Origin of the sequence: Mesorhizobium sp. WSM3224 (assembly GCF_000427725.1) — a bacterium.
Taxonomy (GTDB): Bacteria; Pseudomonadota; Alphaproteobacteria; order Rhizobiales; family Rhizobiaceae; genus Mesorhizobium.
Window position 1 is genome coordinate 300,055 of the sequence record NZ_ATYO01000002.1, and the last position, 26,280, is coordinate 326,334.

25 protein-coding genes are annotated in these 26,280 nt (G+C 64.6%); 11 read left to right on the forward strand and 14 right to left on the reverse strand.

Features of this window, described 5'->3' with window-relative positions; genetic code table 11:
• Positions 1-71 precede the first annotated feature (71 nt).
• The 3 genes from YU3_RS0105070 to YU3_RS0105080 form a co-directional block, all read right to left on the reverse strand.
• Positions 72-1,628, reverse strand: coding sequence for an amino acid permease (locus YU3_RS0105070; protein WP_027165227.1), 1,557 nt, complete (start codon positions 1,626-1,628; stop codon positions 72-74).
• Positions 1,629-1,839: 211 nt separating this feature from the next.
• The gene (locus YU3_RS0105075) at positions 1,840-3,369 is read right to left on the reverse strand and encodes an amino acid permease (protein ID WP_027165228.1); all 1,530 of its coding nucleotides are present in this window, start codon (positions 3,367-3,369) and stop codon (positions 1,840-1,842) included.
• Between the two features lie 20 nt (positions 3,370-3,389).
• On the reverse strand, positions 3,390-4,208 hold the full coding sequence (locus tag YU3_RS0105080; RefSeq protein WP_027165229.1) for an N-formylglutamate amidohydrolase: 819 nt from the start codon (positions 4,206-4,208) through the stop codon (positions 3,390-3,392).
• Between the two features lie 146 nt (positions 4,209-4,354).
• Here YU3_RS0105080 and YU3_RS0105085 point away from each other — a divergent pair, with 146 nt between their 5' ends.
• From YU3_RS0105085 to YU3_RS0105095, 3 genes are all read left to right on the forward strand, one after another.
• Positions 4,355-5,176, forward strand: a complete 822-nt coding sequence (locus YU3_RS0105085; protein WP_027165230.1) for a MurR/RpiR family transcriptional regulator — start codon at positions 4,355-4,357, stop codon at positions 5,174-5,176.
• 216 nt (positions 5,177-5,392) lie between these two features.
• The gene (locus YU3_RS0105090) at positions 5,393-6,550 is read left to right on the forward strand and encodes an efflux RND transporter periplasmic adaptor subunit (RefSeq protein WP_027165231.1); all 1,158 of its coding nucleotides are present in this window, start codon (positions 5,393-5,395) and stop codon (positions 6,548-6,550) included.
• Positions 6,547-9,672 carry an efflux RND transporter permease subunit gene (locus YU3_RS0105095; RefSeq protein ID WP_027165232.1) on the forward strand — a complete coding sequence of 1,042 codons (3,126 nt, stop codon included), beginning with the start codon at positions 6,547-6,549 and terminating at the stop codon, positions 9,670-9,672. Before YU3_RS0105090 ends, YU3_RS0105095 begins: the two co-directional genes overlap by 4 nt.
• 1 nt (position 9,673) lies before the next feature.
• On the opposite strand, the gene YU3_RS0105100 is transcribed toward YU3_RS0105095, so the two are convergent.
• The 6 genes from YU3_RS0105100 to YU3_RS0105125 all read right to left on the reverse strand — a co-directional run bounded on the left by YU3_RS0105100 (position 9,674) and on the right by YU3_RS0105125 (position 15,432).
• Positions 9,674-10,084, reverse strand: coding sequence for a GtrA family protein (locus YU3_RS0105100; protein ID WP_027165233.1), 411 nt, complete (start codon positions 10,082-10,084; stop codon positions 9,674-9,676).
• The gene (locus YU3_RS0105105) at positions 10,081-10,902 is read right to left on the reverse strand and encodes a ChbG/HpnK family deacetylase (RefSeq protein ID WP_027165234.1); all 822 of its coding nucleotides are present in this window, start codon (positions 10,900-10,902) and stop codon (positions 10,081-10,083) included. Before YU3_RS0105105 ends, YU3_RS0105100 begins: the two co-directional genes overlap by 4 nt.
• Positions 10,899-11,864 carry a glycosyltransferase family 2 protein gene (locus tag YU3_RS0105110; protein ID WP_027165235.1) on the reverse strand — a complete coding sequence of 322 codons (966 nt, stop codon included), beginning with the start codon at positions 11,862-11,864 and terminating at the stop codon, positions 10,899-10,901. The genes YU3_RS0105105 and YU3_RS0105110 overlap by 4 nt, the downstream gene beginning before the upstream one ends.
• Positions 11,857-12,957, reverse strand: coding sequence for a glycosyltransferase family 87 protein (locus YU3_RS0105115; RefSeq protein WP_245273426.1), 1,101 nt, complete (start codon positions 12,955-12,957; stop codon positions 11,857-11,859). Before YU3_RS0105115 ends, YU3_RS0105110 begins: the two co-directional genes overlap by 8 nt.
• 190 nt (positions 12,958-13,147) lie before the next feature.
• Positions 13,148-14,185 carry a zinc-binding dehydrogenase gene (locus YU3_RS0105120; protein WP_027165237.1) on the reverse strand — a complete coding sequence of 346 codons (1,038 nt, stop codon included), beginning with the start codon at positions 14,183-14,185 and terminating at the stop codon, positions 13,148-13,150.
• Between the two features lie 5 nt (positions 14,186-14,190).
• The gene (locus YU3_RS0105125) at positions 14,191-15,432 is read right to left on the reverse strand and encodes an acyl-CoA dehydrogenase family protein (RefSeq protein WP_027165238.1); all 1,242 of its coding nucleotides are present in this window, start codon (positions 15,430-15,432) and stop codon (positions 14,191-14,193) included.
• 119 nt (positions 15,433-15,551) lie between these two features.
• On the opposite strand from YU3_RS0105125, the gene YU3_RS0105130 reads away from it, so the two are divergent.
• From YU3_RS0105130 to YU3_RS0105155, 6 genes are all read left to right on the forward strand, one after another.
• Positions 15,552-16,367: an SDR family oxidoreductase gene (locus YU3_RS0105130; protein ID WP_027165239.1), complete on the forward strand. Its 816-nt coding sequence runs from the start codon at positions 15,552-15,554 to the stop codon at positions 16,365-16,367.
• Positions 16,368-16,410: 43 nt separating this feature from the next.
• Positions 16,411-16,896, forward strand: a complete 486-nt coding sequence (locus YU3_RS0105135) for a MaoC family dehydratase (protein WP_027165240.1) — start codon at positions 16,411-16,413, stop codon at positions 16,894-16,896.
• The gene (locus YU3_RS0105140) at positions 16,893-17,930 is read left to right on the forward strand and encodes a phosphotransferase family protein (RefSeq protein WP_027165241.1); all 1,038 of its coding nucleotides are present in this window, start codon (positions 16,893-16,895) and stop codon (positions 17,928-17,930) included. Before YU3_RS0105135 ends, YU3_RS0105140 begins: the two co-directional genes overlap by 4 nt.
• Before the next feature lie 19 nt (positions 17,931-17,949).
• Positions 17,950-18,726 carry an SDR family NAD(P)-dependent oxidoreductase gene (locus YU3_RS0105145; RefSeq protein WP_027165242.1) on the forward strand — a complete coding sequence of 259 codons (777 nt, stop codon included), beginning with the start codon at positions 17,950-17,952 and terminating at the stop codon, positions 18,724-18,726.
• A gap of 151 nt (positions 18,727-18,877) precedes the next feature.
• Positions 18,878-19,516 (forward strand): TetR/AcrR family transcriptional regulator, encoded by a 639-nt coding sequence (locus YU3_RS0105150; RefSeq protein WP_027165243.1) that lies wholly within the window; start codon positions 18,878-18,880, stop codon positions 19,514-19,516.
• Between the two features lie 169 nt (positions 19,517-19,685).
• Complete coding sequence (locus YU3_RS0105155; RefSeq protein ID WP_027165244.1) at positions 19,686-19,913, forward strand: DUF680 domain-containing protein; 228 nt, start codon at positions 19,686-19,688, stop codon at positions 19,911-19,913.
• Between the two features lie 90 nt (positions 19,914-20,003).
• Here the strand turns inward: YU3_RS0105155 and YU3_RS0105160 are convergent, their stop codons facing one another.
• From YU3_RS0105160 to YU3_RS0105180, 5 genes are all read right to left on the reverse strand, one after another.
• A complete protein-coding gene (locus tag YU3_RS0105160) occupies positions 20,004-20,228 on the reverse strand; it encodes a hypothetical protein (RefSeq protein WP_027165245.1) in 225 nt (74 codons plus the stop codon).
• A gap of 88 nt (positions 20,229-20,316) precedes the next feature.
• Positions 20,317-20,901 (reverse strand): sarcosine oxidase subunit gamma, encoded by a 585-nt coding sequence (locus YU3_RS0105165; RefSeq protein ID WP_027165246.1) that lies wholly within the window; start codon positions 20,899-20,901, stop codon positions 20,317-20,319.
• Positions 20,894-23,902 (reverse strand): sarcosine oxidase subunit alpha, encoded by a 3,009-nt coding sequence (locus tag YU3_RS0105170; RefSeq protein WP_027165247.1) that lies wholly within the window; start codon positions 23,900-23,902, stop codon positions 20,894-20,896. Before YU3_RS0105170 ends, YU3_RS0105165 begins: the two co-directional genes overlap by 8 nt.
• Positions 23,899-24,195: a sarcosine oxidase subunit delta gene (locus YU3_RS0105175; RefSeq protein WP_027165248.1), complete on the reverse strand. Its 297-nt coding sequence runs from the start codon at positions 24,193-24,195 to the stop codon at positions 23,899-23,901. The genes YU3_RS0105170 and YU3_RS0105175 overlap by 4 nt, the downstream gene beginning before the upstream one ends.
• An 84-nt stretch (positions 24,196-24,279) precedes the next feature.
• On the reverse strand, positions 24,280-25,533 hold the full coding sequence (locus tag YU3_RS0105180) for a sarcosine oxidase subunit beta (RefSeq protein ID WP_027165249.1): 1,254 nt from the start codon (positions 25,531-25,533) through the stop codon (positions 24,280-24,282).
• 315 nt (positions 25,534-25,848) lie between these two features.
• Between YU3_RS0105180 and YU3_RS42220 the strand changes: the two genes are divergently transcribed.
• Positions 25,849-26,073, forward strand: coding sequence for a DUF2568 domain-containing protein (locus tag YU3_RS42220; RefSeq protein ID WP_348631162.1), 225 nt, complete (start codon positions 25,849-25,851; stop codon positions 26,071-26,073).
• On the forward strand, positions 25,995-26,216 hold the full coding sequence (locus tag YU3_RS36025) for a DUF2568 domain-containing protein (RefSeq protein ID WP_280795052.1): 222 nt from the start codon (positions 25,995-25,997) through the stop codon (positions 26,214-26,216). The genes YU3_RS42220 and YU3_RS36025 overlap by 79 nt, the downstream gene beginning before the upstream one ends.
• Positions 26,217-26,280: the final 64 nt, after the last annotated feature.

Consider the following 26,280-nt stretch of genomic DNA (forward strand, 5'->3'; position numbering starts at 1 on the left):
GCTTGTCGATTGAAAAGGGAGAAACAAAACCATGGCCGGCGTTGCGCCGGCCATGGCTATGAAGCGAAGTATCAGTGGCCGGTCTCGCCCACCGCCCGTTCGGCCGCCTTGATTGCTGCCTGGCGCGCCGCGATGATCTCGCCGAGCGGCGGACCCTGGAAGCGGTTGCGCTCGAAGGCGAACCACACGATCGCCGTCAGAATGAAGAAGCCGACGGTGATGTAAAGCGCCCAGTCATTCGGCGGCTGGATGCCGATGACGAAGATCAGGATCATCGACAGCAGCGACAGGACCGAGAACAGCATGAAAATGCCGCGCCCCATGTTCCACGGCCCCATCTTGTCCCACTTCGGCGTTCCCCACGCCGCCATTCCGAGCACGATCGGCACGATGAAGGACAGGAACAGGAAGATGACGGTGCATGAGACCACGATCGTGTAGGCTGAGGTGCCGGCGACCGAGACCACCGTCGAGCCCCAAACGAACAGCACCGACAGGATCGACGCCGTCCAGATCGCCGCCACCGGCGTGCGGTAGGTCGGGCTGACCTTGGAAAGCGCCGACGAACCCGGCAGGCCGCCGTCGCGCGAGAAGGCGAAGATCATGCGCGAGGCCGAGGTTACGGTGGCCAGCCCGCAAAGCAGCTGCGCCAGGAACACGACGAGATAGACGAATTCCTTGAGCCCGGTGCCGACACGCTGGTCGAAGGCCCAGAAGAACACGTTCCAGCCTTGCTTGGCGGCGTCGTCCATATTCGGGATCATCAGGATGAAGGCGGCCAGGAACAGGTAGCCGAACAGCGCCGACCAGATGACCGACATCACCATCGCGCGCGGCACCGAAGAGGCCGCCTTGATGGTTTCCTCCGAGGTGTGCGCCGAGGCGTCATAGCCGGTGATCGTGTAGATCGGCAGCAAGAGGCCGAGCGCGAACACCCAGGCATTCGACACCGACGGCCACACACCGTTGCCGGCATCGCCGGAGTAATTGTGGAAGGTGAAGAGGCGGCTGAAGTCCCAGGTCTCGGCCGAGAGCAGGCAGACGATGGCGATCAGGATCGAGCCGAAGAAGATGAGGTAGCCGGAGAAGTCGGTCAGCTTGGCCGTCAGCTTGATGCCGAGATGATTGATCAGCGCCTGGGCGCCGGTGATGATGACCAGGAAGATCATCTGGTTGGTCAGCGTGCCCTCAATGCCCAGCGTCGGCCCGAACGCGCCGAGGAAGAACGTCCAGGTGCCGACATTGATGGCACCGAGCACGGTGATCAGGCCAAGCAGGTTGAGCCAGGCCGTTACCCAGCCGGTGCCGCGATTGCCGAGGATCGAACCCCAGTGATAGAGGCCGCCGGCCGTCGGATAGGCAGAGCTGATCTGCGACATCGCCACCGCGAAGGTGAGCGACACGAAACAGCCGACCAGCCAGCCGATGCCGATGCCGATGCCGCCGGCTCCCGAGGTTGCCTGCGCCAGCGAGTTGATGCCGCCGGACAGGATGCAGATGATGGAGAAGGAAACCGCGAAATTCGAGAAGCGGCTGAGGCGCCGCTCCAGTTCCTGGGCGTAGCCCATGCTGTGAAGGACCTTTATGTCCTCCTGCTTGTCGACGTCGGTATAGTCCGGTGTTGTCATGTTGGAATTCCCCTATGGTTCTTGGCTGGACCGGTCCTGCATATCGACGATGCAAGCCAGCACGGTTGTAGATCCCCTCGCCGAAAACTTCTTCTTCAACTGATCGAACGAGAAATTCTCGCCCACTTGGCAGCATCCTTCAATGCTGAAAACCGACTGTCGACGCGATGCCCGATCGACCTCAGCCGATCGGGCAATTTTGCGTTTGCCGTCAGGTCGCGGTCTGGCCGACGGCCCTTTCCGCCGCCGCGATCTCCGCCTGACGACGGGCGATATCGGCGCCGATCGGCGGACCTTTGAAGCGGCGAGACTCTATTCCGAACCACAAAACGGCGAGCAGGATGATCAGGCCGATGGCATAGTTGATGAGGATGTCGAATGGCGGCTGGATGCCGGCATACATCAACACCAGAACACCTAGCACGGTGATGACGGCGAACGGCTTTGACCAGATGCCAAGGCGGAACGGACCGAATTCGGTCCAGGTCTTGCCTTCCGCAAGCAGGCCCGCCGCCACCGGCATGGCGTACGATACATAAAGGAACAACGCGCAGCCGGCTGCCAGTGCGGCAAAGGCCGGCGAGTACAGCGTGGCGGCGATTGCGAGCACGACGCCGAGCCAGATGGCCGGGACGGGCGTGCGCCAAGTCGGCGAAACCTGCTTCCACAAAGACGACCCCGGCAGGCCTCCGTCACGCGAAAAGGCGAAGATCATGCGCGAGGTCGATGTGAGCCCTGCCAGCGCGCACAGATAATTCGCCAGCACGATGCAGATGCCGAGCAGATCCTTGAGCCAGGTCGGCGCCGGCAGATTGTTGAACAGGTTGAACCAGGCATTGCCGCCGTCCTTGGCGGTCGCCGCAAGATCGGGACTCGCCAGCACGAAGGAGACCGCCATGACGAAACCGAAGACGAGAGACCACAAGACAGCGTGGATCATGCCCCTGGGCACCGCGACGCGGGCATTGTGCGTTTCCTCGGCGGTATGCGCGGAGGCGTCAAAGCCCGTGATCGTATAGAGCGGGTAGAGCAAGCCGATCAGGAAGGCCACGAGCGCGGTGCGGGCCGTCGGAACATAGCCGCCGCCGGGATCGCCGGTCGTGTTGACGAAAGTCGTCAACCGGGCAAGATCGAAGCCATGCGCGCCCCAGATCAGGAAGGTCAGCGTCAGCACCACCGCAACAACGAGGATGAGGTAGCCGGAAAAGTCGGTCAACCTTGTCGTGGTCTTGATACCGAGATGATTGAACAGGCCTTGGGTGACCGTGATGATGACGACTGCACCCGTCTGCTGCCAGAAGCCCCAGGTCGATGTGTCCAAACCGAGGATCGGACCCGCGACGAGCCCCTGAAACAGCAGGTAGACGCCGACATTCACCGAAGCGACGACGAAGATCAGCCCGAGCAGATTGATCCAGGCTGTTGCCCAACCCCAGCCGCGCCCGCCGAGAATCGAGGACCAGTGGTAGAGCCCCCCGGCGGTGGGATAGGCCGAGCCGATCTGGCCCAGCGAAGCGGCGACCACAAGGGCGAAAACACCGCCGACGACCCAGCCGATGGTCGCCTCGAACCCGCTGCCGGTGCCCATCGCCAGCGGGAATGACGTGATGCCCCCGGCCAGAATGCAAATGATCGAGAAGGAGATGGCAAAGTTGGAGAAGCCGCTCATGCGGCGAGCCAATTCCTGGGCATAGCCCATACTGTGAAGGACTTTGACGTCCTCTGGATTGTCCGTTGTCATTTTGAAGTCCCCTTTGGTTCTTAGCTGGCCGTTTGTACTGACTTTCCGACTGCGCTGGTTCGAGAGCCCTTGACCTCCCCGGGCTCCAGATTTGAGAAAATGCCGGTGAGCAGATCCGCCCATTTCCGCTGCCCGGTCTCGCCGGAGATTTCGTCGTTGCGGATTTCGATCATCGCGCAGGCAAGGCCGCGCGAACGCGCATGCCGCTCCAGCGTGAAATAGACGCGGTCGGCCGGCGAATAGGGTTCATTGACGCCAACCGTGACGCCGGCAAGCCGCTTGAGCGCGGCAATCAGCGTCGCGGCCAGCCTGCGATCGTCATCATGGATGATGCCGATATGCCAGGGCCGGCTCTTGCCCTTGTAGACCGGCGTGAAGGAGTGCACCGACACCAGACGCGTCTCCTGGCCGCGCGCCAGCCGCCCGTCGATGATCCGGGCGATCGTGTCGTGGAATGGGCGCCAGGCAAGTTCGACGCGCGCGGCGCGTTGCTTGTCGGACAGGCCCGAATTTCCGGGAATGGCTGTCGTCTCGCTGACCGGCGGCACGAGGTCGGGCGCGTCGAGCGGACGGTTGCAGTCGATGACGAGCCGCGACACGCGGGTCTCGATCAAGGTGGCGTCGAGCGCCTCGGCCATGCGGGTGGCGACAGGCAGCGCACCCGGGTCCCAGGCGATGTGACGGGAAAGGTCCGCGGCCGGCAGGCCGAGCGTTCCGAATTTGGCGGGAAGGACGTTGGAAGCGTGGTCGCAGGTGAAGACGAAGGGGCTCGAGCCGCCGGGGTTGGTCACCCTCACGGTCTCAGACGGTGCAAGGCTGGCGAGCCGTGCTTTCTCCATACTGCCGTCCCCTGGAAAGCGCTGTATCGTATGTTACGTATTTTGCCTCATTGCGCTCCTATGAATGATTTCATACAGTTTATCCGGCTTTGTCAAACGCGGAATTCCAAAACGGCGTCAAGCGGGCCAAAGGGTGGGGGAAAACGATGATCTCCAGCATTGCCGAACTGATTTCTGACCGCATCGGCACGATGCCGGCCGGCGAGCGCCGCGCCGCCCAGACGCTGATTGCCAACTATCCCTTGACCGGGCTGAAGACCGTCGCTGAATTCTCGGCCGCGGCCGGCGTGTCGTCGCCGACGATCCTGCGCTTCGTCGCCAGGCTCGGCTTCCAGAACTACCCCGAATTCCAGTCGGCGCTACAGGATGAGCTGGCGGCGCAATTGCAGTCGCCGGCTTCGCGCACGCTCGATCCGTCTTCTGGCGGCGCTGCGTCGCCAATGCTGGAAGCGACGCTCGACAACATGCGCGAAACGTTCCGCCACCTCTCCGACAAACAGCTCGCCGACATCGCCGCGCGGCTTGCCGATCGGCGCGGCAAGACCTTCCTGATCGGAGGCCGCTTCACCGATCCGCTGGCGCGCTATATGGCCGCCCACCTCGCCATCATCCAGCCGGATGTCTACCACCTCGCCGGTCAGGAGAGTATATGGCGTGACCGCCTGATCGACATGGGCAAGCGCGACGTTCTGGTGATCTTCGACATCCGCCGCTACCAGGAAAGCCTGGTCCGCTTTGCCGAGAAGGCGCATCAGCGCGGCGTGCAGATCATTCTGTTTACCGACCAGTGGCTGTCGCCGATCTCCCGCTTCGCCCGCCATGTGATCGCCGGGCGGACCGCCGTGCCTTCGGCCTGGGATTCGTCGGCCGCTCTGTTCGTCGTCGCCGAGACCCTGATCGGCGCTGTGACCAGGCAATTGGAAGCCGCCGGCGCCAAACGCATCCGCGACCTGGAGAGCTTGCGCTAGCACCTTCGGCGCCCGCGCAAATGCGGCAAAGATCGGGATCGAGGCGGCAACCCGGCTTCAAATTACCGAGATTTAATGTGCACGACTGCGTGATAATTGCCATAAACCGCTGATATCGGGGTGTGGCGTGGCCGGATTTTTTGCCCCCAGCCCGTGTCGTCGCTTGTGCCTGCTTCCATTGGAATCCGGCAGACGAGTCCTGCCACTGGAGTGTCGATGTCGAGCTGGAAGCAGATTGTTGCAGCGCTTGTGATTCTGGTCGCTGCCGTGGCCGCCTGGGCGCGATTTTATCCTGGCGCGCCGGAGATCCTGGCGCGTTGGGGAATGGACTGGGCCATCGCCGCGACACCTCCTGCCACGGAAAGCGCCGCCGCCGGTCCCGGCCAATCCGGACGCAGCCGCGCCAGCCAGATCGTGACCATCGTCGCCTCCCCCGCCGGCACTGCCACCATCAACGACAAGCTGCAGGCGATCGGCACCGGCCGCGCCAACGCAACAGTCACCGTCAATCCATACTCGTCCGGCCGCCTCACTGAACTGCTGGTCAAGTCCGGCACGCATGTCGAAAAGGGCGATGTCATCGCCAAGCTCGATTCCGAAACCGAGGTGATCGCGCGCGACCGCGCCCAGCTGGCGATCGAAGATGCTCAATCCAAGCTCGACCGGGTGAAATCGCTCAGGGCTTCCAATGCCGCCACGCCTGTTGCCGTCGCCGACGCCGAGGTGACGCTTGCCAACGCCAAACTGGCGTTGCGCGATGCCGAGCTCGCGCTCGAGCGCCGCTCGATCGTGGCGCCGATCGAAGGCACCGTCGGTATCCTGCCGATCGCGGCGGGCAACTACGTCACCAGCCAGTCGGCGATCGCCACGCTCGACGACCGCTCCAGCATCCTGGTCGATTTCTGGGTGCCGGAACGGTTTGCCGCCGCGGTCAAGGTCGGCGCTCAGCTGTCGGCCACGCCTTTGGCCAACCCCAACCAGGTCTATACCGGCACCGTCTCGGCCATCGACAACCACATCGACGAGAGCAGCCGCACGCTGCTCGTCAAGGCGACGATCGCCAACCCTGCCGATTCGCTGCGCGCCGGCATGTCCTTCCAGATCGGCATGCGGTTCCCCGGCGATACCTATCCGGCAGTGAGTCCCCTGGCCATCCAGTGGGGCACCGGCGGCGCCTATGTCTGGGCCGTCGACAACGGCAAGGCCAGGCGCGTTCCGGTACGCATCATCCAGCGCAATACGGAGACCGTGCTGATCGATGCTCCGGTCGTGAGCGGCGACATGGTGGTGACCGAAGGCACGCAAGGCGTCAGCGAAGGCGGCGATGTCCGCATCGCCGGCGAGGATCGCGCCACCGAGGCCGAAGGCTCATGAGCAGCGCAGGCGATGCCGCCGTGGGATCGGGCCTGACCGCGCTTTTCATCCGCAGGCCGGTCATGGCCTTCGTGCTCAACACGCTGATCGCGGTTGCCGGGCTTGCCGCCTTCTGGGGCGTCGAGATCCGCGAACTGCCGGATGTCGACCGCCCCGTCATCACCGTCAACACCACCTTCGAAGGCGCTGCCGCCGAAACCGTCGACCGTGAGCTGACGGACGCGATCGAGGGCGCCGTCGCGCGCGTCTCCGGCGTCAAGTCGATCTCGTCGACCTCTTCCTTCGGCCAGAGCCGCGTCACCGTCGAATTCAACGATGGCGTCGACCTCAACGTCGCGGCCTCCGATGTGCGCGATACCGTCAGCCGGATCACCAATCAGCTGCCTGAGACCGCCGACGCGCCGCGCATCGTCAAGGCCGACGCGAATTCGGACCCGGTGATGCGGCTGGCGGTCACCTCAGACACCATGCCGGTGCAGGACATGACGGTGTTCGTGCAGGACCGCATCGAGGATGAGCTCGCCGCTGTTCCTGGCGTCGCCGACGTCCAGGTATCCGGTGACCGCGACAAGATCTTCCGCATCGATGTCGACCAGAACAAGCTGGCGAGCGTCGGCTTCACCGTCGCCGACCTGAGAAAGGCGCTCGCCTCGGTCGCTTTCGATTCCCCGGCCGGGTCGATCACCACGACCAATCAGGACCTCATCGTGCGCACGACCGCCGACGTGACCACGCCGGAGGAGTTCGAGAACATCGTCATTGGCGGCGCGACGCGCATCCGCGACGTCGCCACCGTGACGCTCGGTCCCGACATCGGCCAGACCACGCTGCGCTCCGACGGCAAGACCGGCATCGGCCTCGGCATCATCCGCCAGGCGGAATCGAACACGCTCGACATCTCGACCGGTGTAAGGGCCGCCGTCGCGAAGCTGCAGGAGACATTGCCCGCGGGCATGTCGATCAAGGTGACCAGCGACGACGCCGTCTTCGTCAACGGCGCCGTGCATGAGGTCGAGATCGCGCTGGCGCTGTCGGTCTCGATCGTGCTCGTCGTCATCTACGCTTTCCTGCTCGACTGGCGCGCCACGCTGATCCCTGGCCTGGCGATGCCCGTCGCCATGATCGGCACCATCGCCGCGATCTATCTCGCCGGCTTTTCCGTCAACATCCTGACACTGCTGGCGCTGGTGCTTGCAACCGGCCTTGTCGTCGACGACGCCATCGTCGTGCTCGAAAACATCGTTCGCCGCCGCAATGTAGGCATGGGTCCCCGGGCTGCCGCCGTGCTCGGCACGCAGGAAGTGTTCTTCGCCGTCATTGCCACCACGCTGACGCTGGTCGCCGTCTTCGTGCCGATTTCCTTCCTGCCGGGACAGACCGGCGGCCTGTTCCGCGAATTCGGCTTCGTGCTGGCGATGTCGGTGCTGCTCTCCTGCGTGGTGGCGCTGACGTTGTGTCCGATGCTCGCCTCGCGCATGCTGACCGGCGCATCGCTTCACCGTGAAGGCGGCGCCGGTATCGGCGCGCGCATCGGCGGCGCCTTGCACCGGCTCTATAAGCGCTGCCTGCATCTCTGCCTCGACGCGCCCTGGATCGTGGTGCTGGTCGCGCTCATTTTTGCGGGCACCGCCTTCGCGCTGTTCGGCACCATCCGCCAGGAACTCACGCCGACCGAAGACCGTGCGGTGGTGCTGTTGCGCATCAACGCGCCGCAGGGCGTCAGCCTCGATTACACGACAGAGCAGATGCGCAAGGTCGAGCGGCTGATCCAGCCGCTGCGCGATTCCGGCGAGATCCGCTCAACCTTCGAGAATGCCGGCAATAACGGCTCCTATAACAGCGGCTTCATGGTGATGACGCTGGCGCCGTGGGACGAGCGCAGCCGCAGCCAGCAGGAGATCATGGCCGACATCAGCCGGCTGACGAAGCAGGTGCCCAGCGTGCGCGTCTTCCCGGTGCAGCCGAACAGCCTCGGCATCCGCGGCGCCGGCAACGGCCTGCAATTCGCGCTGGTCGGCAACGACCGCAAGGCGCTCAGCGAAGCGGCGGTGAAGATCGTCGAGGAGATGCGCAAGGATCAGCGATTCCAGACGCCGCGCCTCTCCGTCGACCCGACGCAGCCGCAGCTGGCGGTGGCCATCGACCGCGAGCGCGCCTCCGATCTCGGGATCGACATCACCGGGCTCGCCGACACGTTGCAGGCCATGCTCGACGGCAACGATGTCGTCGATGTCTACATTGCCGACCGCAGCTACGGCGTGAAGCTGGTATCGACCACCAACCCGATCAACGATCCGACCGATCTGGAAAACATCTTCCTGAAGACTTCCGATGGCCGTTTCGTGCCGATGTCGACCATCGCCACGCTGACCGAGCGCGCCGTGCCGCCGTCGCTGACGCGCGAGCAGCAGCAGCCTTCGGTCGCAATCACCGCCAATCTCGGCAACGGCTTCGCGCTTGGCGAGGCACTGACCCGCGCCGAGGCGATCGCGACGCCGCTGCTGCCGCCTGGCGCGCGCATCCTGCCGCTCGCCGAAGCCGCCACGCTCGGCGAGAGCAACAGCGCCATGATCGCCGTCTTCAGCTTCGCGCTGGTCATTATCCTGCTCGTGCTGGCGGCCCAGTTCGAAAGCTTTGTCAGCGCCGTCATCATCATGGCGACCGTGCCGCTGGGGCTGGCCTGCGCCATCTTCGCGCTGCTCCTGTCGGGCACCAGCCTCAACGCCTACAGCCAGATCGGCCTGGTGCTGCTGGTCGGCGTCATGGCCAAGAACGGCATCCTGATCGTCGAGTTCGCCAACCAGCTGCGCGACCGCGGGCTCGGCGTGCGCGAGGCGATCGAACAGGCTTCGACCATTCGGCTGCGTCCGGTGATGATGACCATGATCTGCACCGTGCTCGGCGGCGTGCCGCTGGTGCTGGCCGCCGGCGCCGGCGCCGAGGCGCGCGTGGCGCTGGGCTGGGTGATCGTCGGCGGCCTTGGGCTAGCCACCGTCTCGACCCTGTTCCTCACCCCTGTCGCCTACCTGCTGCTCGGCCGCTTCGTCACGCCCAAGGCGCATGAGGAAGCGCGGCTGAAGCGCGAGCTCGAGGAAGCCGCTTACGCGGAGCCGGCCGAGTAGACTACTTCAGCAGCCGGCCCTCGATCGACCAGCGCGCGGCCAGGAAGTTCAGCACGGCCGCCACCACGACGCCGATGATCTTGGCCGGCCACACGCCGATGGTCCCAGCCAGGATGGCGATTGAAAGACTGGAAACGCCAAGCGAGATCAGCGCTCCCAGCGAGGCGAAACGCAGGAAGGAGTGGTGCAACCGGATGTCCGGATCCCGCTCGAACGACCAGAACCGGTTCGCCGCGAATGAGAAGAGTACGGCGACGAACCAGGCGCCGACATTGGCGGCCAGCGCCGATACCGCGAGCTTGAGCAGCAGGAAAAATGCGGTGAGGTCGATGCCGGTGTTTGCCAGCCCGACCAAGGCGAAGCGGACGATCTTGTTGCCGGTCGAACGCTGCGGCTGGCCGGCAGTGCTCATGCGCTGCCATCCATGACGCGGGCTCCGGCCCTGTCGAGCCTGGCGCCGAACTCCTCCGAGGAGAGAACCGCGAACTCAACCTCACGCACGCCTTGCATCGAGTCGCGCGCGCGTAAAATGTCATCGACATGGCCCGGGTGGCACATGAACACCCCCTGTTCGGGCAAAGTCTCGATCGCGGCGCGCAGCGCCGGCGCGAATTTCGCCGGCTGCCGCCAGTCATAGATGCCGGAAAGCGGCGTCATGATATTGAAGCCTGCCCGTCGCATCGACCTGTTGAAGCCCGCGGCCAGAGCGGCGATCGCCGCGATCTTGGCCGTCGCCGCGTCCAGGCCGGGAAGCCCCGGCGCACCTCGCAGCGCCGGCTTGCGCGCGCTTCCCTCAAAACGCGCGAGCAACCAGTTTCGCACCACGGGAAGAAAATGCACGTGCTGGTGTCCGTCGATATAGTCGGGCGGGCCAGCCAGCGCTTCGGCGAAACGGTCGTACTGGGCATCGAGCTCGGCATGAACGTCCCGCTCGTCGATACGCCCGCGCCGCACCGGCAGCGCGAGGGAAGCGAGTCCGGGCAGCTTGCCGTCCGGCGCCAAGCTGGACGGACCGGTCACGGCGATCTGATCGGTAAGGGTCAGATGCAGCCCGACGGCGGCCCTTTTGCGAAAGGGCCTGATGCGCGCCGCCGCCTCTTGCCATTCGGGAAAGCCGGTCATGCAGCCGGTTCCGGTCAGGCGGCCGCGCTCGATCAACTCGAGGATCGCGCTCGATACCCCCGGCGCCAGCCCGTAATCGTCGGCAATCAGGCGGATCGACCGGGTCATTTGCCGCGGGCGACCGGCTCGGCGTTACCGCGGAGGACATCGCGCACGATATAGACGGGCCGATCCTTGCTTTCGCTGAGCGTGACCCAGACATATTCGCCGATCAGGCCGAGCAGCGCCAGATTGAGGCCGCCCAGCAATACGACGGCGACCATGATGCTCGGGTAGCCAGGCACGGCGATGCCGTAGAACAGCACCTCGAAGAGCACCTTCACGCCATAGGCGAGACCGGCGAAGGCCGCCAGCAATCCGATGAGGCTGATGACGCGCAGCGGGATCACCGAAAACGAGGTGAACCCTTCCAGGGAGAACGCGATCAGGTTGAACCGGCTCCATTTCGACGTGCCGCTGGCGCGGTTTTCCGGCGAATAATGCACCGCCTTCTGGCGGAAGCCGGCCCAGGCGAACAAGCCCTTGTTGAAACGGCGCTTGTCGCGCACGCTGGTCAAAGCACGCGCCACCGCGCCGCGCATGACGCGGAAGTCCCCGGCATTTTCGGGAATGTCGAAGCGCTGGCTGCTGTTGATCAGCGTGTAGAAGAGCCGCGCCAGCTGGCTGCGCCGCCAGCTCCCCTCGCGCCTGTCGTTCTGCGCATAGACGACATCGATCTCTGGGTTCTCGACCAGTTCGCCGATCATCTTCAGGCTGATATCCATGGAATGCTGGAGGTCGGAGTCCATGATCAGGACCATGTCGCCCCGCGAATGATCGAGGCCGGCGAGCACCGCGGCTTCCTTGCCGAAATTGCGGCTGAGCCGCACGATCTCCCAGGAGCCCGACAGCACCGACGCGAATGCCTCGGCGCTGCCGTCGCGGCTGCCGTCGTCGACGAGTATCTTGCGGACCGTCATGCCGAAGCGCTCCGCCACCGCCGCCTCGAGCTTGTCGAGCAGCCCGACGAAGGCAACAGCGGATTCGGCCTCGTTGAAGAATGGCGCGATGATGTCGAGCATCTCAGCCATGCGCGGCGGCTCCGCCGGCCGGCATCTTCTGTCTGCCCCGCGTCCAGAACCAGCAGATGAGCACGCAAGCAATTATGCTGATGCCGATTGGCCAGAACCACGGGTGGAAAAGATCGTGCAGCCGCCCATCGACACTGGTCAGCCCGGTAACGAAAAGGAGCGCCGCCAGCAACCAGCGCGTGGCCCCGGCTCCCTTCTCCCGCCAAAGCAGGGCGATGCAGAGGCCAGCAGGCACCGCCACCATGGCATAGGTGTTCTGCTCGACCCGCGGATTGAAGACGCACATGTAGAACGCCGCGGTGAGGAAGATGGCAAGCCCGCGGGCGTTCGGGTCCAGCCTGCGATCGAACTGGAGCACCACCCACAGCGTAAGCAACCCTGCGACGACACGCACGATCGTCGCGTCAAACTCCGGAAGCGTGATCCCAAGTCTCGCGAAAGGCGCAGTGAAGTCGGCCGCGACGAAGGGGCCTGTCGGGTCAACCGCCATCGAAGTCAGCATCCGGAAAAAATCTTGGTACTGGGCATTGGTATAGCCTGTGGGTGCAACGCCATAAGGGATGGCGAGCACGACAAGGACCGCCAAGGCCAGCACCGGTATCAGTCTGGGACGCAGCGCTCCCGCCAGAAGCAGCATGATGATCGCCGTGGGCTTGGCGATGATCGCAAGCGAGGCCCAGAAGAAGCTTTCGGCTCGGCGCCCCTCGAGTGCCGACATCGTGAGGAACCAGCACGCTCCGGCGAGCAGGATCGTCGCCTGGCCGTTGCGAAGGGCCGCCAGCGAAACCGGCAAGGCAAGGAAGAGACCGAAGGACAGCAGCCATGTCTGCTCCGGGCCGCCGACCTTGCGCGCCTGACGCATTGCGGCAAAGGTAAGCACCCCGAAGCCCAACGCGTGCCATAAAAAATTGCTGATAGACGGCCCGAGCTTCAGCAGGGGGACGTAGAGGACGGCGAAGGCGGGCGCGTAAAGATACCCCATGGCGACTTCGACCTGATACAGCGGTTGGCGGCTCAGGAAAGCCTCGCTGCCATGTCTATAGATAGGGACGACCGAACGCGGATTGGGCGACCATAGCACCAGGCCGAGCACGACAAGAAACGACCCGACCCACAGCCAAAACCCCAAACGGTCGAAAACCGTCTTGGAAATCGTCATCGAATGCCCCACGCAATGCTCGAAGCCGGATCAGTTGAGCACCGTCCCGGCATTTTGATGGCGGCCGGCATATCATGGCGAAAACTGCGCGGCATAGCCGCCGCCGGCCCGCCTCCCGCCGATATCATGGTTTTATGAACACCTTTCCGTCGGGCTTGGCGAGCTCGGCCGGCAGCCGCGCCATCGCCTCGTCCAGCGGCACGACCGCCGTGACGTCGGTCGACCAGCGTCCGTCGGAAAAGCGCTTCTGCGCTTCCAGCACCGCCGGGCCCAGCCTGTCGCGGAACTGGCGCATCCATTCGGCCAGCCAGAAGCCTTCGACGCGCTTATGCTGGAAGATCAGTTGGCCGGGCTCGCGGATGACCGTCGGCTCGGCGTCGAGCCTTCCATAGACGATCCAGCGCGCGCGCCTCGGCATGGCATTGAAGATGGTCGAAGCCAGCGGGCCGGTGACCGCGTCGAGGAAGATGCGCGGCTGCTCGGCCTTCACCGCCTCGCGCAGCGCAGTCTCGAAATCGGCCGCCTTCTCGTTGAGCACATGGGTGGCGCCGAGGTCCTTCAGCACCGGGATCTGCTCGTCACGGCGTACGGTGACGATCGGCCGGAAGCCTTCCTCCTTCGCCAGCCCGATGATCAGCTTGCAAAGCTGGCTGGCGCCGGCGGTCACGATGAAGGCTTTTTCGCCCTCCCGCTTGACGGTGTCGAACATGGCTAAAGCGGTCAGCGGATTGACGATCATCGCGGCAGCGTCCTCGTCGCGCACCGTGTCGATGAGCGAGAAGCAGGACGCGGCCTCGGCAACCGCATAGTCCGCCCATGCCCCCCAGTTCGACACGCCGGTGGCAAAGGCGACGCGCTTTCCCGCAAGGCTCCTGGCATAGGCGTCGTCGCCGGTGGCGACGACGATGCCGACCCCTTCGAAACCCGCCGGGCGGCCCTTTACCCGCGGCTGGCCGTACTGGCCCTTGACGAAGGCGATGTCGGACGGGTTGATCGAAGCGAGGCTGACCTTGATCAGCGCCTGCGACGGGCCGGGCGCCGGCACCGCGATGCTGCCGAGTTGGAGATAGGGCTCCATCGCCTCCAGCGCGGCCGCCGAAGGCGTCCTCGTATAGCCGTCGCCGACAAGCAGCAGGCCCCGCATTTGCGATGGAAGCGTCATGGCCGTCAGACCTTCTCCTGCGTGTATTTCTTCAGCTCCGTGCGCGCCACCTGGCGCCGGTGCACGGCGTCCGGCCCGTCGGCCAGCCGCAGCGTCCTCAGATGCGTCCAGGAGCGGGCCAGCGGCGTATCCTGGCTTATGCCTTGCGCGCCGAACATCTGCACCGCCTCGTCGGTGACTTTCAGCGCGACGCGGGGTGCCACGACCTTGATCTGGCTGATCCAGGGCGCGGCGGCGCGCGCATCGCCCTGGTCGATCATCCAGGCCGCCTTCAGGCAGAGCAGCCTCGCCATCTCGATCTCCATCCGGCATTCGGCGATGATGTCGAAATTGGCGCCGAGCTTTGCCAGCTTCTGGCCGAAGGCTTCGCGCCGCACCGAGCGCTGGCACAGCATCTCCAACGCCATCTCGGCCTGGCCGATGGCGCGCATGCAGTGATGGATGCGGCCGGGCCCCAGCCGCCCCTGCGCGATCTCGAAACCCCTGCCCTCGCCCAGGATCAGGTTCGCCGCCGGCACCCGTACCTTGTCGAACCTGAGATGCATATGACCGTGCGGCGCGTCGTCGTCGCCATAGACCTGCATTGGCCGCAGCTTGGCGATGCCCTTGCTGTCGGAGGGCACCAGGATCATCGAATGCCGGCGATGCTGCGGCTCCTCGTCCGAGCCGGTCCTGACCATGACGATATAGATGGCGCAGCGCGGATCGCCGGCGCCCGACGCCCACCATTTCTCCCCGTTCAGCACATAGTCGCCGCCCTGCCGTTCGCAGCGCATCGAAATGTTGGTCGCATCCGAGGAGGCGACGTCCGGCTCGGTCATCAGGTAGGCGGAGCGTATCCGGCCCTCGAGCAGCGGCTCCAGCCAGTCCCGCTTATGCGCTTCTGAGCCGTAACGCTCCAGCACCTCCATGTTGCCGGTGTCGGGCGCCGAGCAGTTGAAGGTCTCGGCGCCGAGATGCGCCTTGCCCATCTCCTCCGCCAGATAGGCGTATTCGACGGTGGAAAGGCCGTAGCCGCGCTTGGAATCGGTCAGCCAGAAGTTCCACAGCCCGCGCTGCCGCGCCGTCTTCTTCAAGCCTTCCAGAATCTCTGTCTGCCGGGCCGTATAGGCCCAGCGGTCACCATTCTTGCCGATTTCGGCAAGAAACTCTTCGCCGAGCGGCGCAATCTCATCGCGCACCATCGCCGCCACCCGCTGATGGATTGGCTTCAGTCGCTCGGTCATGCCGAGATTCATATCCGCCATCGCTTCCGGCCTTTCCGAAGATAAATCTTTACCCGTGGCAAGGATGACCGTACTTCGGCTAGCCTTGTCAACGCGAGTCCTTGGCGAGTCCCCGGCCGGGCGGAATGCGGAGGAATGCGATGAGCTATCTGGACAAGCTGTTCTCGGTTGCCGGCAAGACCGCGCTGGTGACGGGTGCGGCGACCGGCATCGGCCGCATGGTGGCGACCGGGCTGGTGCGCGCCGGCGCTCATGTGATGATCGCCTCGCGCAAGGGCGAGGATTGCACAAAAGTCGCCAACGAATTGAACTCACTCGGCGGCTCCGGCCAGGCCGAGGGTTTTGCGGGCGACGTGTCGAGCGAAGCTGGCATAGCGGCGCTTGTGGCCGAGGTCAAAGCGCGCACGGAGCGCCTGCACATCCTGGTCAACAATGCCGGCATTTCCTGGGGCGCGCCGCTGCGGGAATTCCCATACCATGCCTGGGCCAAGGTGTTCGGCGTCAACGTCACCGCCGTCTTCCATCTGACCAGGGAGCTCCTGCCGCTGCTCGATGCCGCCGCCAATGACGAGGATCCCGCCCGCGTGATCAATCTGGGCTCGGTGATGGGCAGCCAGCCGCTTGCCGACGACGCCTATTCCTACGCTGCCTCGAAAGCGGCGGTGCATCATTTGACGCGCACGCTGGCAATCGAGTTCGCCGCCCGCCGCATCACCGTCAACGCCTTTGCCCCCGGTCCTTTCCAGAGCCGGATGACGGCGTTTGCCACCGCCACCAATGAGCAGGCGAAACATGTCGGTAACCACGTTCCGCTCGGCCGAATCGGCGTGGCGGATGACATTGCCGGCGCAACGCTCTATTTGTGCAGCCGTGCCGGAAGCTACGTCACCGGTGCCATCCTGCCGATCGACGGCGGCCAGTCGGTGCAGCATGGGATGACTTTGTTTAAGGAATAGCGCCCGATTCAAGGAATCGTAATCCGGGCGGGGTGCGGAGGACATCAGCGTGGAACCGATCAGTCTGGATCTGCTTCTGGCAAGCGTCGGCAAGGAGGTCGGCGTCTCGCCCTGGCGAACGGTGACGCAGCGCATGATCGACCAGTTCGCCGACGCGACCGACGACCACCAGTTCATCCATTGCGATCCGGAGCGCGCCGAGCGCGAGACACCGTTCGGCGGCACCATCGCGCATGGTTTCCTGTCGCTGTCGCTTTTGTCGGCAATGACCTTCGAGACCATGCCGCCTCTGGAGAACACCAAGATGGGCGTCAACCACGGCTTCGATACGCTGCGTTTCCTGGCGCCGGTAAAGACGGGCGCGCGCATCCGCACCCGCTTCGTGCTGGCGGACGCCAAGGTGAGGCCGTCCGGCTGGGTGCAGACGGCGCATGACGTGACCATCGAGATCGAAGGTTCGAAGAAGCCGGCGCTGACCGCCCGCTGGCTGACCCTGACCTTGATCGAGCGCCAGCCCGAGACCGCATGAGCGGCGACGCCGGTGCCATAGACCAGGCGGCGCTTGCGCCCTATCTTGAGGCGCATATTCCGGACTTTACCGGCCTGTTCGCGATTGAAAAATTCAAGTCCGGACAGTCCAATCCGACCTATCTCCTGACCGCCGCCAGCGGCCGCTATGTGCTGCGCGCCAAGCCGCCGGGACAGTTGCTGAAATCCGCGCATCAGGTCGACCGCGAGTTCCGCGTCATGCAGGCGCTGGCCGGCACGGCGGTACCGGTGCCGCGCATGCTGCATCTCTCAGGCGACGGCACGCCGATCGGCCGCATGTTCTACGTGATGGAATATCTCGACGGCCGCATCTTCTGGGATCCCTCGCTGCCTGACGCTTCCGGCAATGAGGAGCGCGCCGCGATCTACGATGCTATGAATGCCACGCTTGCCGCCTTGCACGACGTCGATGTGGACGCCGTCGGTTTGAGCGATTTCGGCAGGCCCGGCAGTTATTTCGAGCGCCAGCTCTCCCGCTGGACCAGCCAGTACCGCGCCTCCGAAACCGAAACCATAGCCGACATGGACCGGCTGATTGCGTGGCTCGAAACGCATATGCCGGCCGATGACGGCCGCGTTTCGCTTGTCCATGGCGACTACCGGCTCGACAACATGATGTTTGCGCCGGACGCGCCAAAGGTCATCGCGCTGCTCGACTGGGAATTGTCGACGCTTGGCCACCCCTTCGCCGACCTCGCCTATCAATGCATGCAATGGCGTCTGCCGCATGCCTCGGGCTTTCGCGGTCTCGGCGGTGTCGACCGCGCTGCTGCCGGCCTGCCCTCCGAGGAGGCGTACGTCACCGTTTACTGCCGCAGGCGCGGCATCGAGGCGATCGACAACTGGACCTTCTTTCTGGCCTTTGCCTTCTTCCGGCTGGCGGCGATCTGCCAAGGCGTCTATCGCCGCGCGCTGGACGGCAATGCTTCCAATCCGGAGAAGGCCAAGACCTACGGCCAGGCGGTGGAGCTGATCGCGATGCTCGCGGCGGAGCTGCTCGACAGGAAGAACTGAAAACAGGGAGAGCCGAGCGATGGGCCGTTTCGATGGGATGACGGTGCTGATCACCGGTGCGACCGGCGGTCTCGGCAGCGCCGCCGCAAAAGCCTTCGTCGCCGAAGGCGCCCGGCTCGTGCTCTCCGATCTTGACGAGACGGCGCTGGGCGCTCTCGCCGCAACAATCGACGCCGAGACAGCTCACCTTGCCGGCAACATCGCCGACGAAAAATTGTCCGAGGATCTGGTGAAGCTTGCCGTCGAAAAATTCGGCCGGCTCGACATCGCCGTCAACAATGCCGGCATCGTGCACAGCTTCGTACGCCTGCCGCAGGTGACCTCGGAAGAGGCGCGCCGTGTGCTGGAGGTCGACCTGCTCGGCGTCTTCTATGCCATGAAGCACCAGATTCCTCGGATGGAGCGGCAGTTCAAGGAGAGCGGCAAGGGCGGCGTCATTGTCAATGTCGCCTCGGTCGCCGGTCTCTCCGGCGCGCCGAAGCTGTCGGTCTATGCCGCGGCCAAGCACGGCGTGGTCGGGCTGACGCGCTCGGCGGCCGCCGAATATGCCAGCAAGGGAATTCGCATCAACGCTGTCTGCCCGGCGCATACGCGCACAGCGATGGTTGACGGCTTCGTCCGTTCCATCGGAGCGCCCGAAGCCGAAGCGCTTGCCGAGCTCACGCGCGGCGTGCCGATGAAGCGTGTCGGCGAGGTCGACGAGATCACGCCGGGTATCCTGTTCCTCGCCGATCCCGCCAATTCCTTCATGACCGGCCATACGCTGGCGCTTGACGGCGGCATCGGCGCCATTTGAGCTATCCCACGAACCGGCATGACGGCTTTCGTCCGCAATTGCGTTAACCGAAGAGTTTGAACGGACGTTGCGGAACCAGCCCGCTCTCTTGTCCGTTTCCGTACAGCGTATATAATTTCGTCAGGCAACCAACGACAAAGGCAGGCGGACATTGGCGCTGAGCGTTCAGAAACGCCGCGAAAAACAAAAGGCGGAGCTCCGCTCGGAACTGGTCGCAGCGGCTCACAAGCTTGTCCAGGAAGAAGGCTACGAGGGCCTCACCATCCGCAAGCTGGCCAAGCGCGTCGGCTACGCGCCGATGTCGGTCTATTCCTATTTCGCCGACAAGCAGGACATCCTGTTCGCGCTCGCCGAGGACGCCTTCGAAACGCTGGCGCGGCGCATCGAGGAGCATCCCGCCGACGACCCGATCGAGGCGCTCAAGGCGGTGATGACCGAATACGCCGCTTTCGGCCTTGGCAACCCCAACGAATACCGCACGGTGTTCATGACCGAGAAGACCAAGCTGCCGGAGGGGCGCAGCTATGAGGACATGGAAGAGGGCAACCCCGCCATGAAGGTGCTGATCAGCCGCGTCGAGGCCTGCGTTGCCGCCGGCAAGCTCAAGGGCGACCCGCGCGCCATCGCCACCATGCTTTGGACCGTCGGCCACGGCACGATCTCGCTCCTGATCACTTTCCCCTTCTACCCATTCGGTGACGCGCAGGCCTATGTGAAGCGCATGTGCGATTTCACGCTGGCGGGGCTGTCGGCGCGCGACGTTCCTCCCCTCACCGACATCGACTGCTGACCGCTTTCGCCAGAGTTTGCGCTGCCGGCCGCTTGATTCGCGCGCCTGAATTCCTACCTTCAAAAAAAGTTGTCGTACACGTACAGATTTCCTCTTGAATTCCGTTTCCAGCAGTCGTATGTGTACGTTACATCGTACATGTACGAAAAGAGATGACTGGAGACGGAAAATGAAGAAGACAATCCTCACCCTCGCCACCGTGCTGGCTTTCTCGGGCGCCGCCTTTGCCGGTGCGAACCAGCCGGCCAAGCATGCCCCCGCTGCCTGCACCCAGGCCAATGTGAAGCTCGACTGCAATGCCACCGGCTCGGTCGAAAAGACCGGCGCCACCAAGGCCCAGACGAAGAGCCCGAAGCTAGGCATCGACGTCAGCCCGTGGTTCGTGCCCGGCCTCTAAGCGCTATTCGGGCAAGACCTCGAACGAAAACGGGCGGCACTTGGCCGCCCTTTTTCGTTTTATCTGTAGCCAGAGCGATCTGCCCAAGTCCTATTTCTTACGTGGTTTCATTCCCGGCACGGTCTTGGCCTTGCCGGGCTTTGCCGGCCCGCCGGAAATGGAAGTTCCGGTGATCGACACCGGATCGCTGGCCGGAAATGTGTCCTCGAGGCCCTCTTCGAGTTCTTCTTCCTCAATCTCGTGATGCCTTTCACGCTCCAGCGATCGGACTGCCGGCGTTTTCTTTGGCGATTTCGGCACGGTCTTGGACGGCATCGGGCTTCTCCCTCGCAAGTCGCAGAAACGGAGCGAGACGGCAATCGTTCCTGCCCTCGCCCGTTTCACATGGTCAGCGGCCGGGACTTCAGTTCGCCGCGTCGCTCGCCGCTTCCGACAGCAAAGTAAAAACATAGTCCGAGAAGGAACGCCAGCATTCCACACGGAACGCGTCGGCCGCGGTGCGCAGCAGCACGGCCTCGGATTTGCCCAGAATGGTGCGCGAGGCCGCGCCGACCGGGAACGCCTCAAGCGACAGGTCCTGCGGACAGCCCGAATTGACCGTCGCGGCGGCCACTGGCCCGGTGACCGAGATCGCGACATTGCGGTGCGAGATGCCGACCGCCGAATGCAGCGCCGTGACCTTGGCGCAGTCGGCGAGCGGATCCTTGCCGGTCTCGTCGATGATCAGCCATTCGTCCGGCCCTAGCCACAGCGCCGTGCGCCCGTCCTTCGTTGCCGAGGTCTTCGGCTTGACCGGCAGCGTCACGCCAAGCGCCTTGGAAAGCGCCGCGAGCGAAGCCTGCGGCGCGCGCAGCGAGATGCGTTCGGCCGGCGGCAATATCTCGACCTTGACGCCCGGCGCCGACAGCGCGCGGCCGGCCAGCGCGGGACGCCGTTCGACGGAAGGCGAAGCGGCGGCGGCTTTTGTCCTGGCGGCGGCCTTAGCCATTGAGGCGTTCTCCCTTCTCGTCGACGAACACCATGCCGGTGACCTCCACCTCGATCATGCCGTTCGGCATCGGCACATAGAGCGTCTGCCTCATGCGGTCGCGGCCGCCGGCGACAAGCCCCAGCGCGATCGAGCGGCCGCAGTTCTCCGACCAGTAGCTGGAGGTGACGTGGCCGATCATCTTCATCGGAACAGGCTGCTTCGGATCCTCGACGATCTGCGCGCCCTCTTCCAATACGACCTTCGGATCCTTGGTCTTGAGGCCGACAAGCTGCTTGCGGCCCTTCGCCACCAGGTCCGGCCGGGTCAGGCCGCGGATGCCGACGAAGTCGGTCTTCTTCTTGCCGACCGCCCAGTCGAGACCGGCATCGTTCGGCGTCACCGTGCCGTCGGTGTCCTGGCCGACGATGATGTAGCCCTTTTCGGCGCGCAGCACGTGCATCGCCTCGGTGCCGTAGGCAGTCGCGCCGTGCTTCTGGCCCTCGGCCCACAGCGCTTCCCAGACCGCCTCGCCGTAGTCGGCCGGCACGTTGACCTCGAAGCCGCGCTCGCCGGTGAAGGACATGCGGAACAGCCTTGTCGGCACGCCGCAGATCTTGCCTTCGCGCACCGACATATGCGGCATCGCCTCGTCCGACATGTCGATGCCCTCGACCAGCGGCGCGATGATCTCGCGAGACTTCGGCCCCTGCACCGCAACGACAGCCCATTGTTCGGTGATCGAGGTCAGCCAGACGTTGAGATGCGGGAATTCGGTCTGGAGGTAGTCCTCCATGTGGTTCATGACGCGCGGCGCTCCGCCGGTCGTCGTCGTCACATGGAAGCGGTCTGGCGCCAGCCTGCCGACGACGCCGTCGTCATAGATGAAGCCGTCCTCGCGCAGCATGATGCCATAGCGGCAGCGCCCGGTTTCCAGCTTCTCCCACGGGTTGGTGTAGAGCAGTTCCATGAACTTCGCCGCGTCCGGCCCGACGACCTCGATCTTGCCGAGCGTCGAGGCGTCGAACAGGCCGCCGACCTTGCGCACCGTCACGCATTCGCGGTCGACGGCGGCGTGCATGTCCTCGCCGGCCTTGGGGAAATACCAGGCGCGCTTCCACTGGCCGACATCCTCGAACACCGCGCCCTGGCGCGCCGCCCATGGATGGATCGCCGTCCGGCGTGTCGGATCAAACAGCGCGCCGCGCGCGTGTCCGACGATCGAGCCGAAGGTCACCGGCGTGTAGGGCGCGCGAAAGGTGGTCAGGCCGACTTGCGGGATCGGCTTGCCCAGCGTCTCGGCGGCGATCGCCAGGCCGTGCATGTTCGACGTCTTGCCCTGGTCGGTCGCCATGCCGTTGGTGGTGAAGCGCTTGACGTGCTCGATCGAGTGCATGCCCTCATGCACGGCCTGGCGGATATCCTTGGCCGTGACGTCGTTCTGGAAATCGACGAAGGCCTTGATCGTTGTGCCCGGCCCGGCGCCGGGCGCTGCGCCCAGCATGCCGCGCGACCAGCTCTCGCTGGCATCGACCTTCGGTTTGGCGCCCTTGCCAGTCTTGCCGCTGGAATCCTTGCCGACGGCGTCCTTCGCCGCCTTGGCGCCGGCCGCGTAAGCCTCGTCGACCGAAGCCGCCAATCCATCGGTGCCGTTGCAGGCGCCGACCGAGACGCAGTCCTGCGCGTAGGTGCCCGGCACGAAGCGCTTGGTCTCGTCGTTGAAGGCGACCTTGCCGCGCGACTGCGAGAACAGATGCACCGACGGAGTCCAGCCTGCCGACATCAGGATGGCGTCAACCGGGATGGTCCGTTCGCCGCCGCCGTTCTTCGGCTGCACGGTCATCGACGACACGCGCAGCTTGCCGCCGGCGCTGACCACGGCGCGGCCGAAATTGATCTCGATGCCGAGCGTCCTCGCCTCGTCGATCACCGGTCCCGACGGATTGTCGCGAAGGTCGACGATTGCCGCGATGTTGACGCCGGCCTTCTTGAGGTCGATGGCCGCAGCATAGGCGGAATCGTTGGCCGTGTAGACGCCGACATTCCTGCCGACCGCCACGCCATAGTGGTTGAGGTAGGTACGCGCCGCCGAAGCGAGCATGACGCCCGGCCGGTCGTTGTTGGCGAACACCATGTGGCGCTCGATGGCGCCGGTCGCGATCACCACGCGCTTGGCGCGGACCTGCCAAAGACGTTCGCGCGCGAGTTCCCGGCCCGGGCTCTTGAGATGGTCGCTGACCCGCTCGACCAGGGCGACGAAATTCTGCGCGTAATAGCCGAAAGCAGTCGCGCGCGACAGCACGCGCACATTGTCCATGGCCTTGAGCTTCGCGATCGCGCTTTGAGCCCAGGCATAGCCGGTCTCGCCATCGATCCTGGCGCCGCTCTCGAAGCGCAGGCTGCCGCCGAATTCGGCCTGCTCGTCGCAGAGGATCACCCGTACGCCCGTTTCGGCCGCGGCGAGCGCGGCTGCAATGCCGGCGGCGCCGCCGCCCAGCACCAGCACCTCGCAATGGGCGTAGCGCGCGGCATAATGGTCCGGATCCGGCTTGTCGGGAGAAACGCCAAGGCCTGCCGCGGCGCGGATCTTCGGCTCGTAGAGGTTCTTCCAGGCCGACTTCGGCCACATGAAGGTCTTGTAGTAGAAACCGGCTGAAAATAGCGGCGAGGCGATGTCGTTGACGGCACCGACGTCGAAGGCGAGCGATGGCCAGCGGTTTTGCGAATTGGCCGTCAACCCCTCATAGAGTTCCTGCACGGTCGCCCGCACATTCGGCGTCTTGCGTGCATCGTCGCGTACGATCTGCACCAGCGCGTTGGGTTCCTCCGCGCCGGCCGATAGGAAGCCGCGCGGCCGGTGGTACTTGAAGGAACGCCCGACCAGGTGCACGCCATTGGCGAGCAGCGCGGAGGCCAGCGTATCGCCCTCGATGCCGGTGTAGGACTTATCATCGAAGCTGAAGGAGGCGGTCCTGGCCTGGCTGAGGCGACCGGCGCCGGAGATGCGGAACGCGGCGTTCATTTCGAGGCTCCAGGCAGCTTCGCGGGCTTCGGCTCGCCGGCCTTGTAGGTCATGACGAACTTGTCGGTGACGGTGTCGCGAACCGCGTTGAAGAAGCGCGCGCAGCCATGGATATGCCGCCAGCGCTCATAGATGACGCCCTTCGGGTTCGCGCGGATGAAGAAGAATTTCTCGAAATCGTCGTCGCTCTCGGCGTCAATGTTGGCCGAGCGCGCGATATGCGCCTCGCCGGCATTGCGGAACTCGAGTTCCGGGCGCTCTTCCTCGCAATAGGGGCAGCGGATGAGAAGCATTTGGGTGATCCTAAAACTTGCCGTGACCGACGCGCGCGCCGGCCGGTTGATCGCAAGACGGCTGAAGGGCCATTTGCGCCATCGTCAGTGCGCCACCGCCGCCGCCGCGGCCTCGTCGATGAGACGGCCGGTGCGGAAGCGCTCGAGCGTGAAGGGGGCGTTGATGGGATGCGGGTCGTCCTTCGCGATCGTATGCGCAAACACGTGCCCCGAACCCGGCGTCGCCTTGAAGCCGCCTGTGCCCCAGCCGCAATTGACATAGAGGCCCTTGACCGGCGTCTTCGCCAGGATCGGCGAGCGGTCGGGCGTCACGTCGACGATGCCGCCCCAGGAGCGCAGCATCTTCATGCGCGTGAAGATCGGGAACATCTCGCAAATGGCGTCCAGCGTGTGCTGCAGGATGTGCAGGCCGCCGGTCTGCGAATAGGAGACATATTGATCGGTGCCGGCGCCGATGACCAGCTCGCCCTTGTCCGACTGCGAGATATAGGCGTGCACCGTGTTCGACATTACCACGCATGGCACCACCGGCTTGACCGGCTCCGACACCAGTGCCTGCAGCGGGTAGCTCTCCAGCGGCATGCGCACGCCGGCCATGTTCATGATGACCGACGAATGACCGGCCGCGACCACGCCGACCTTCTTGGCGCCGATGAAGCCGCGCGTCGTCTCGACGCCGCTCACCGCGCCATTGGCCGCGCGCTTGATGCCGGTGACCTCGCAGTTCTGGATGATATGCACGCCGCGCGCCGAGGCGCCGCGCGCATAGCCCCAGGCGACCGCGTCGTGACGCGCCGTGCCGCCGCGCCGCTGCAACGCCGCGCCCATTACCGGATAGCGCGCTTCCCTGGAGATGTTGAGCGGCGGGCAGAATTCCTTCGCCTGTTCCGGCGTCAGCCATTCATTGTCGATGCCGTTGAGGCGGTTGGCGTGGACATGCCGCTTCAGCACCTGGACGTCATGCACGTTGTGCGCCAGCATCATGACGCCGCGCGCCGAATACATGACGTTGTAGTTGAGCTCCTGGCTGAGCCCATCCCAAAGCTTCAGCGCATGATCGTAGATGCCGGCGCTCTCGTCATAGAGATAGTTGGAGCGGATGATGGTGGTGTTGCGGCCGGTGTTGCCGCCGCCGAGCCAGCCCTTTTCCAGCACCGCGATGTTGGTGATGCCGTGCTCGCTCGCCAGGTAATAGGCCGTCGCCAGGCCATGCCCGCCGGCGCCGACGATGATGACATCGTATTCCTTCTTCGGCTCGGGCGATGTCCACTGCTCTTCCCAGCCCTTGTGGCCGCGCATCGCCTCGCGGGCAATGGCGAATACCGAGTATTTCTTCACGTTCCAGCCTCGCGCCAGTAGCTTTCGCGGATTTGCGGCCGGGCATCCCTGTCCCGGCTTGCGAGGTGTATCACTAGCGAAACCACGCTGCCATCCTTGCGCTGTTTGCGACGGCGCTTGCCGCTTTGCGCCACAGTCAAACGAAGCATCCATCTGGCTTCGGCGGCTGTCTTCGGCGACACTCCCTGTCGCGTGACACTAATGCATGTCGCCCAGAAGTGCGCAGCGGTTCTGGGACAACGACATGCATCAAAACAAAGACTTAAAGCGCGTCGCCTGAACCCGTTTCAGCGCGACGCGCTTGGGGGGACAATGATGGGTAACGCCTGGTGGAATCTGACCCTGCGCTTTCTGCTCGAGCTTTCTGCGCTGCTTGGCCTCGGCATGGCCGGCTGCAGTTTTCCGGCCGGGTTCGGGCGCTGGATTCTCGCGTTCGCCTTGCCGATCGTCGCGGCTGTGTTGTGGGCACCTTCGCGGTGCTCAACGATCCGAGCCGATCGGGCCGGGCGCCGGTGCCGGTGCCGGGCGCCGTCAGGCTGATGCTGGAGCTTGTCATACTGTTCGGCGGCGCCGCTGGGTTCTATCTGGCCGGCCATGCGGCAGCGGGCATTGTCATGGCTCTGCTGATTGTCTTCAGCTACGCCTTCTCACTGGACCGGCTGGGTTGGCTGTTGCGGCAGTAGAGCAACCGCGGTCTTGGCGGGTTTCGGGTGGCCGCGGCCATCCTCATTTGCGACCTCACATCCA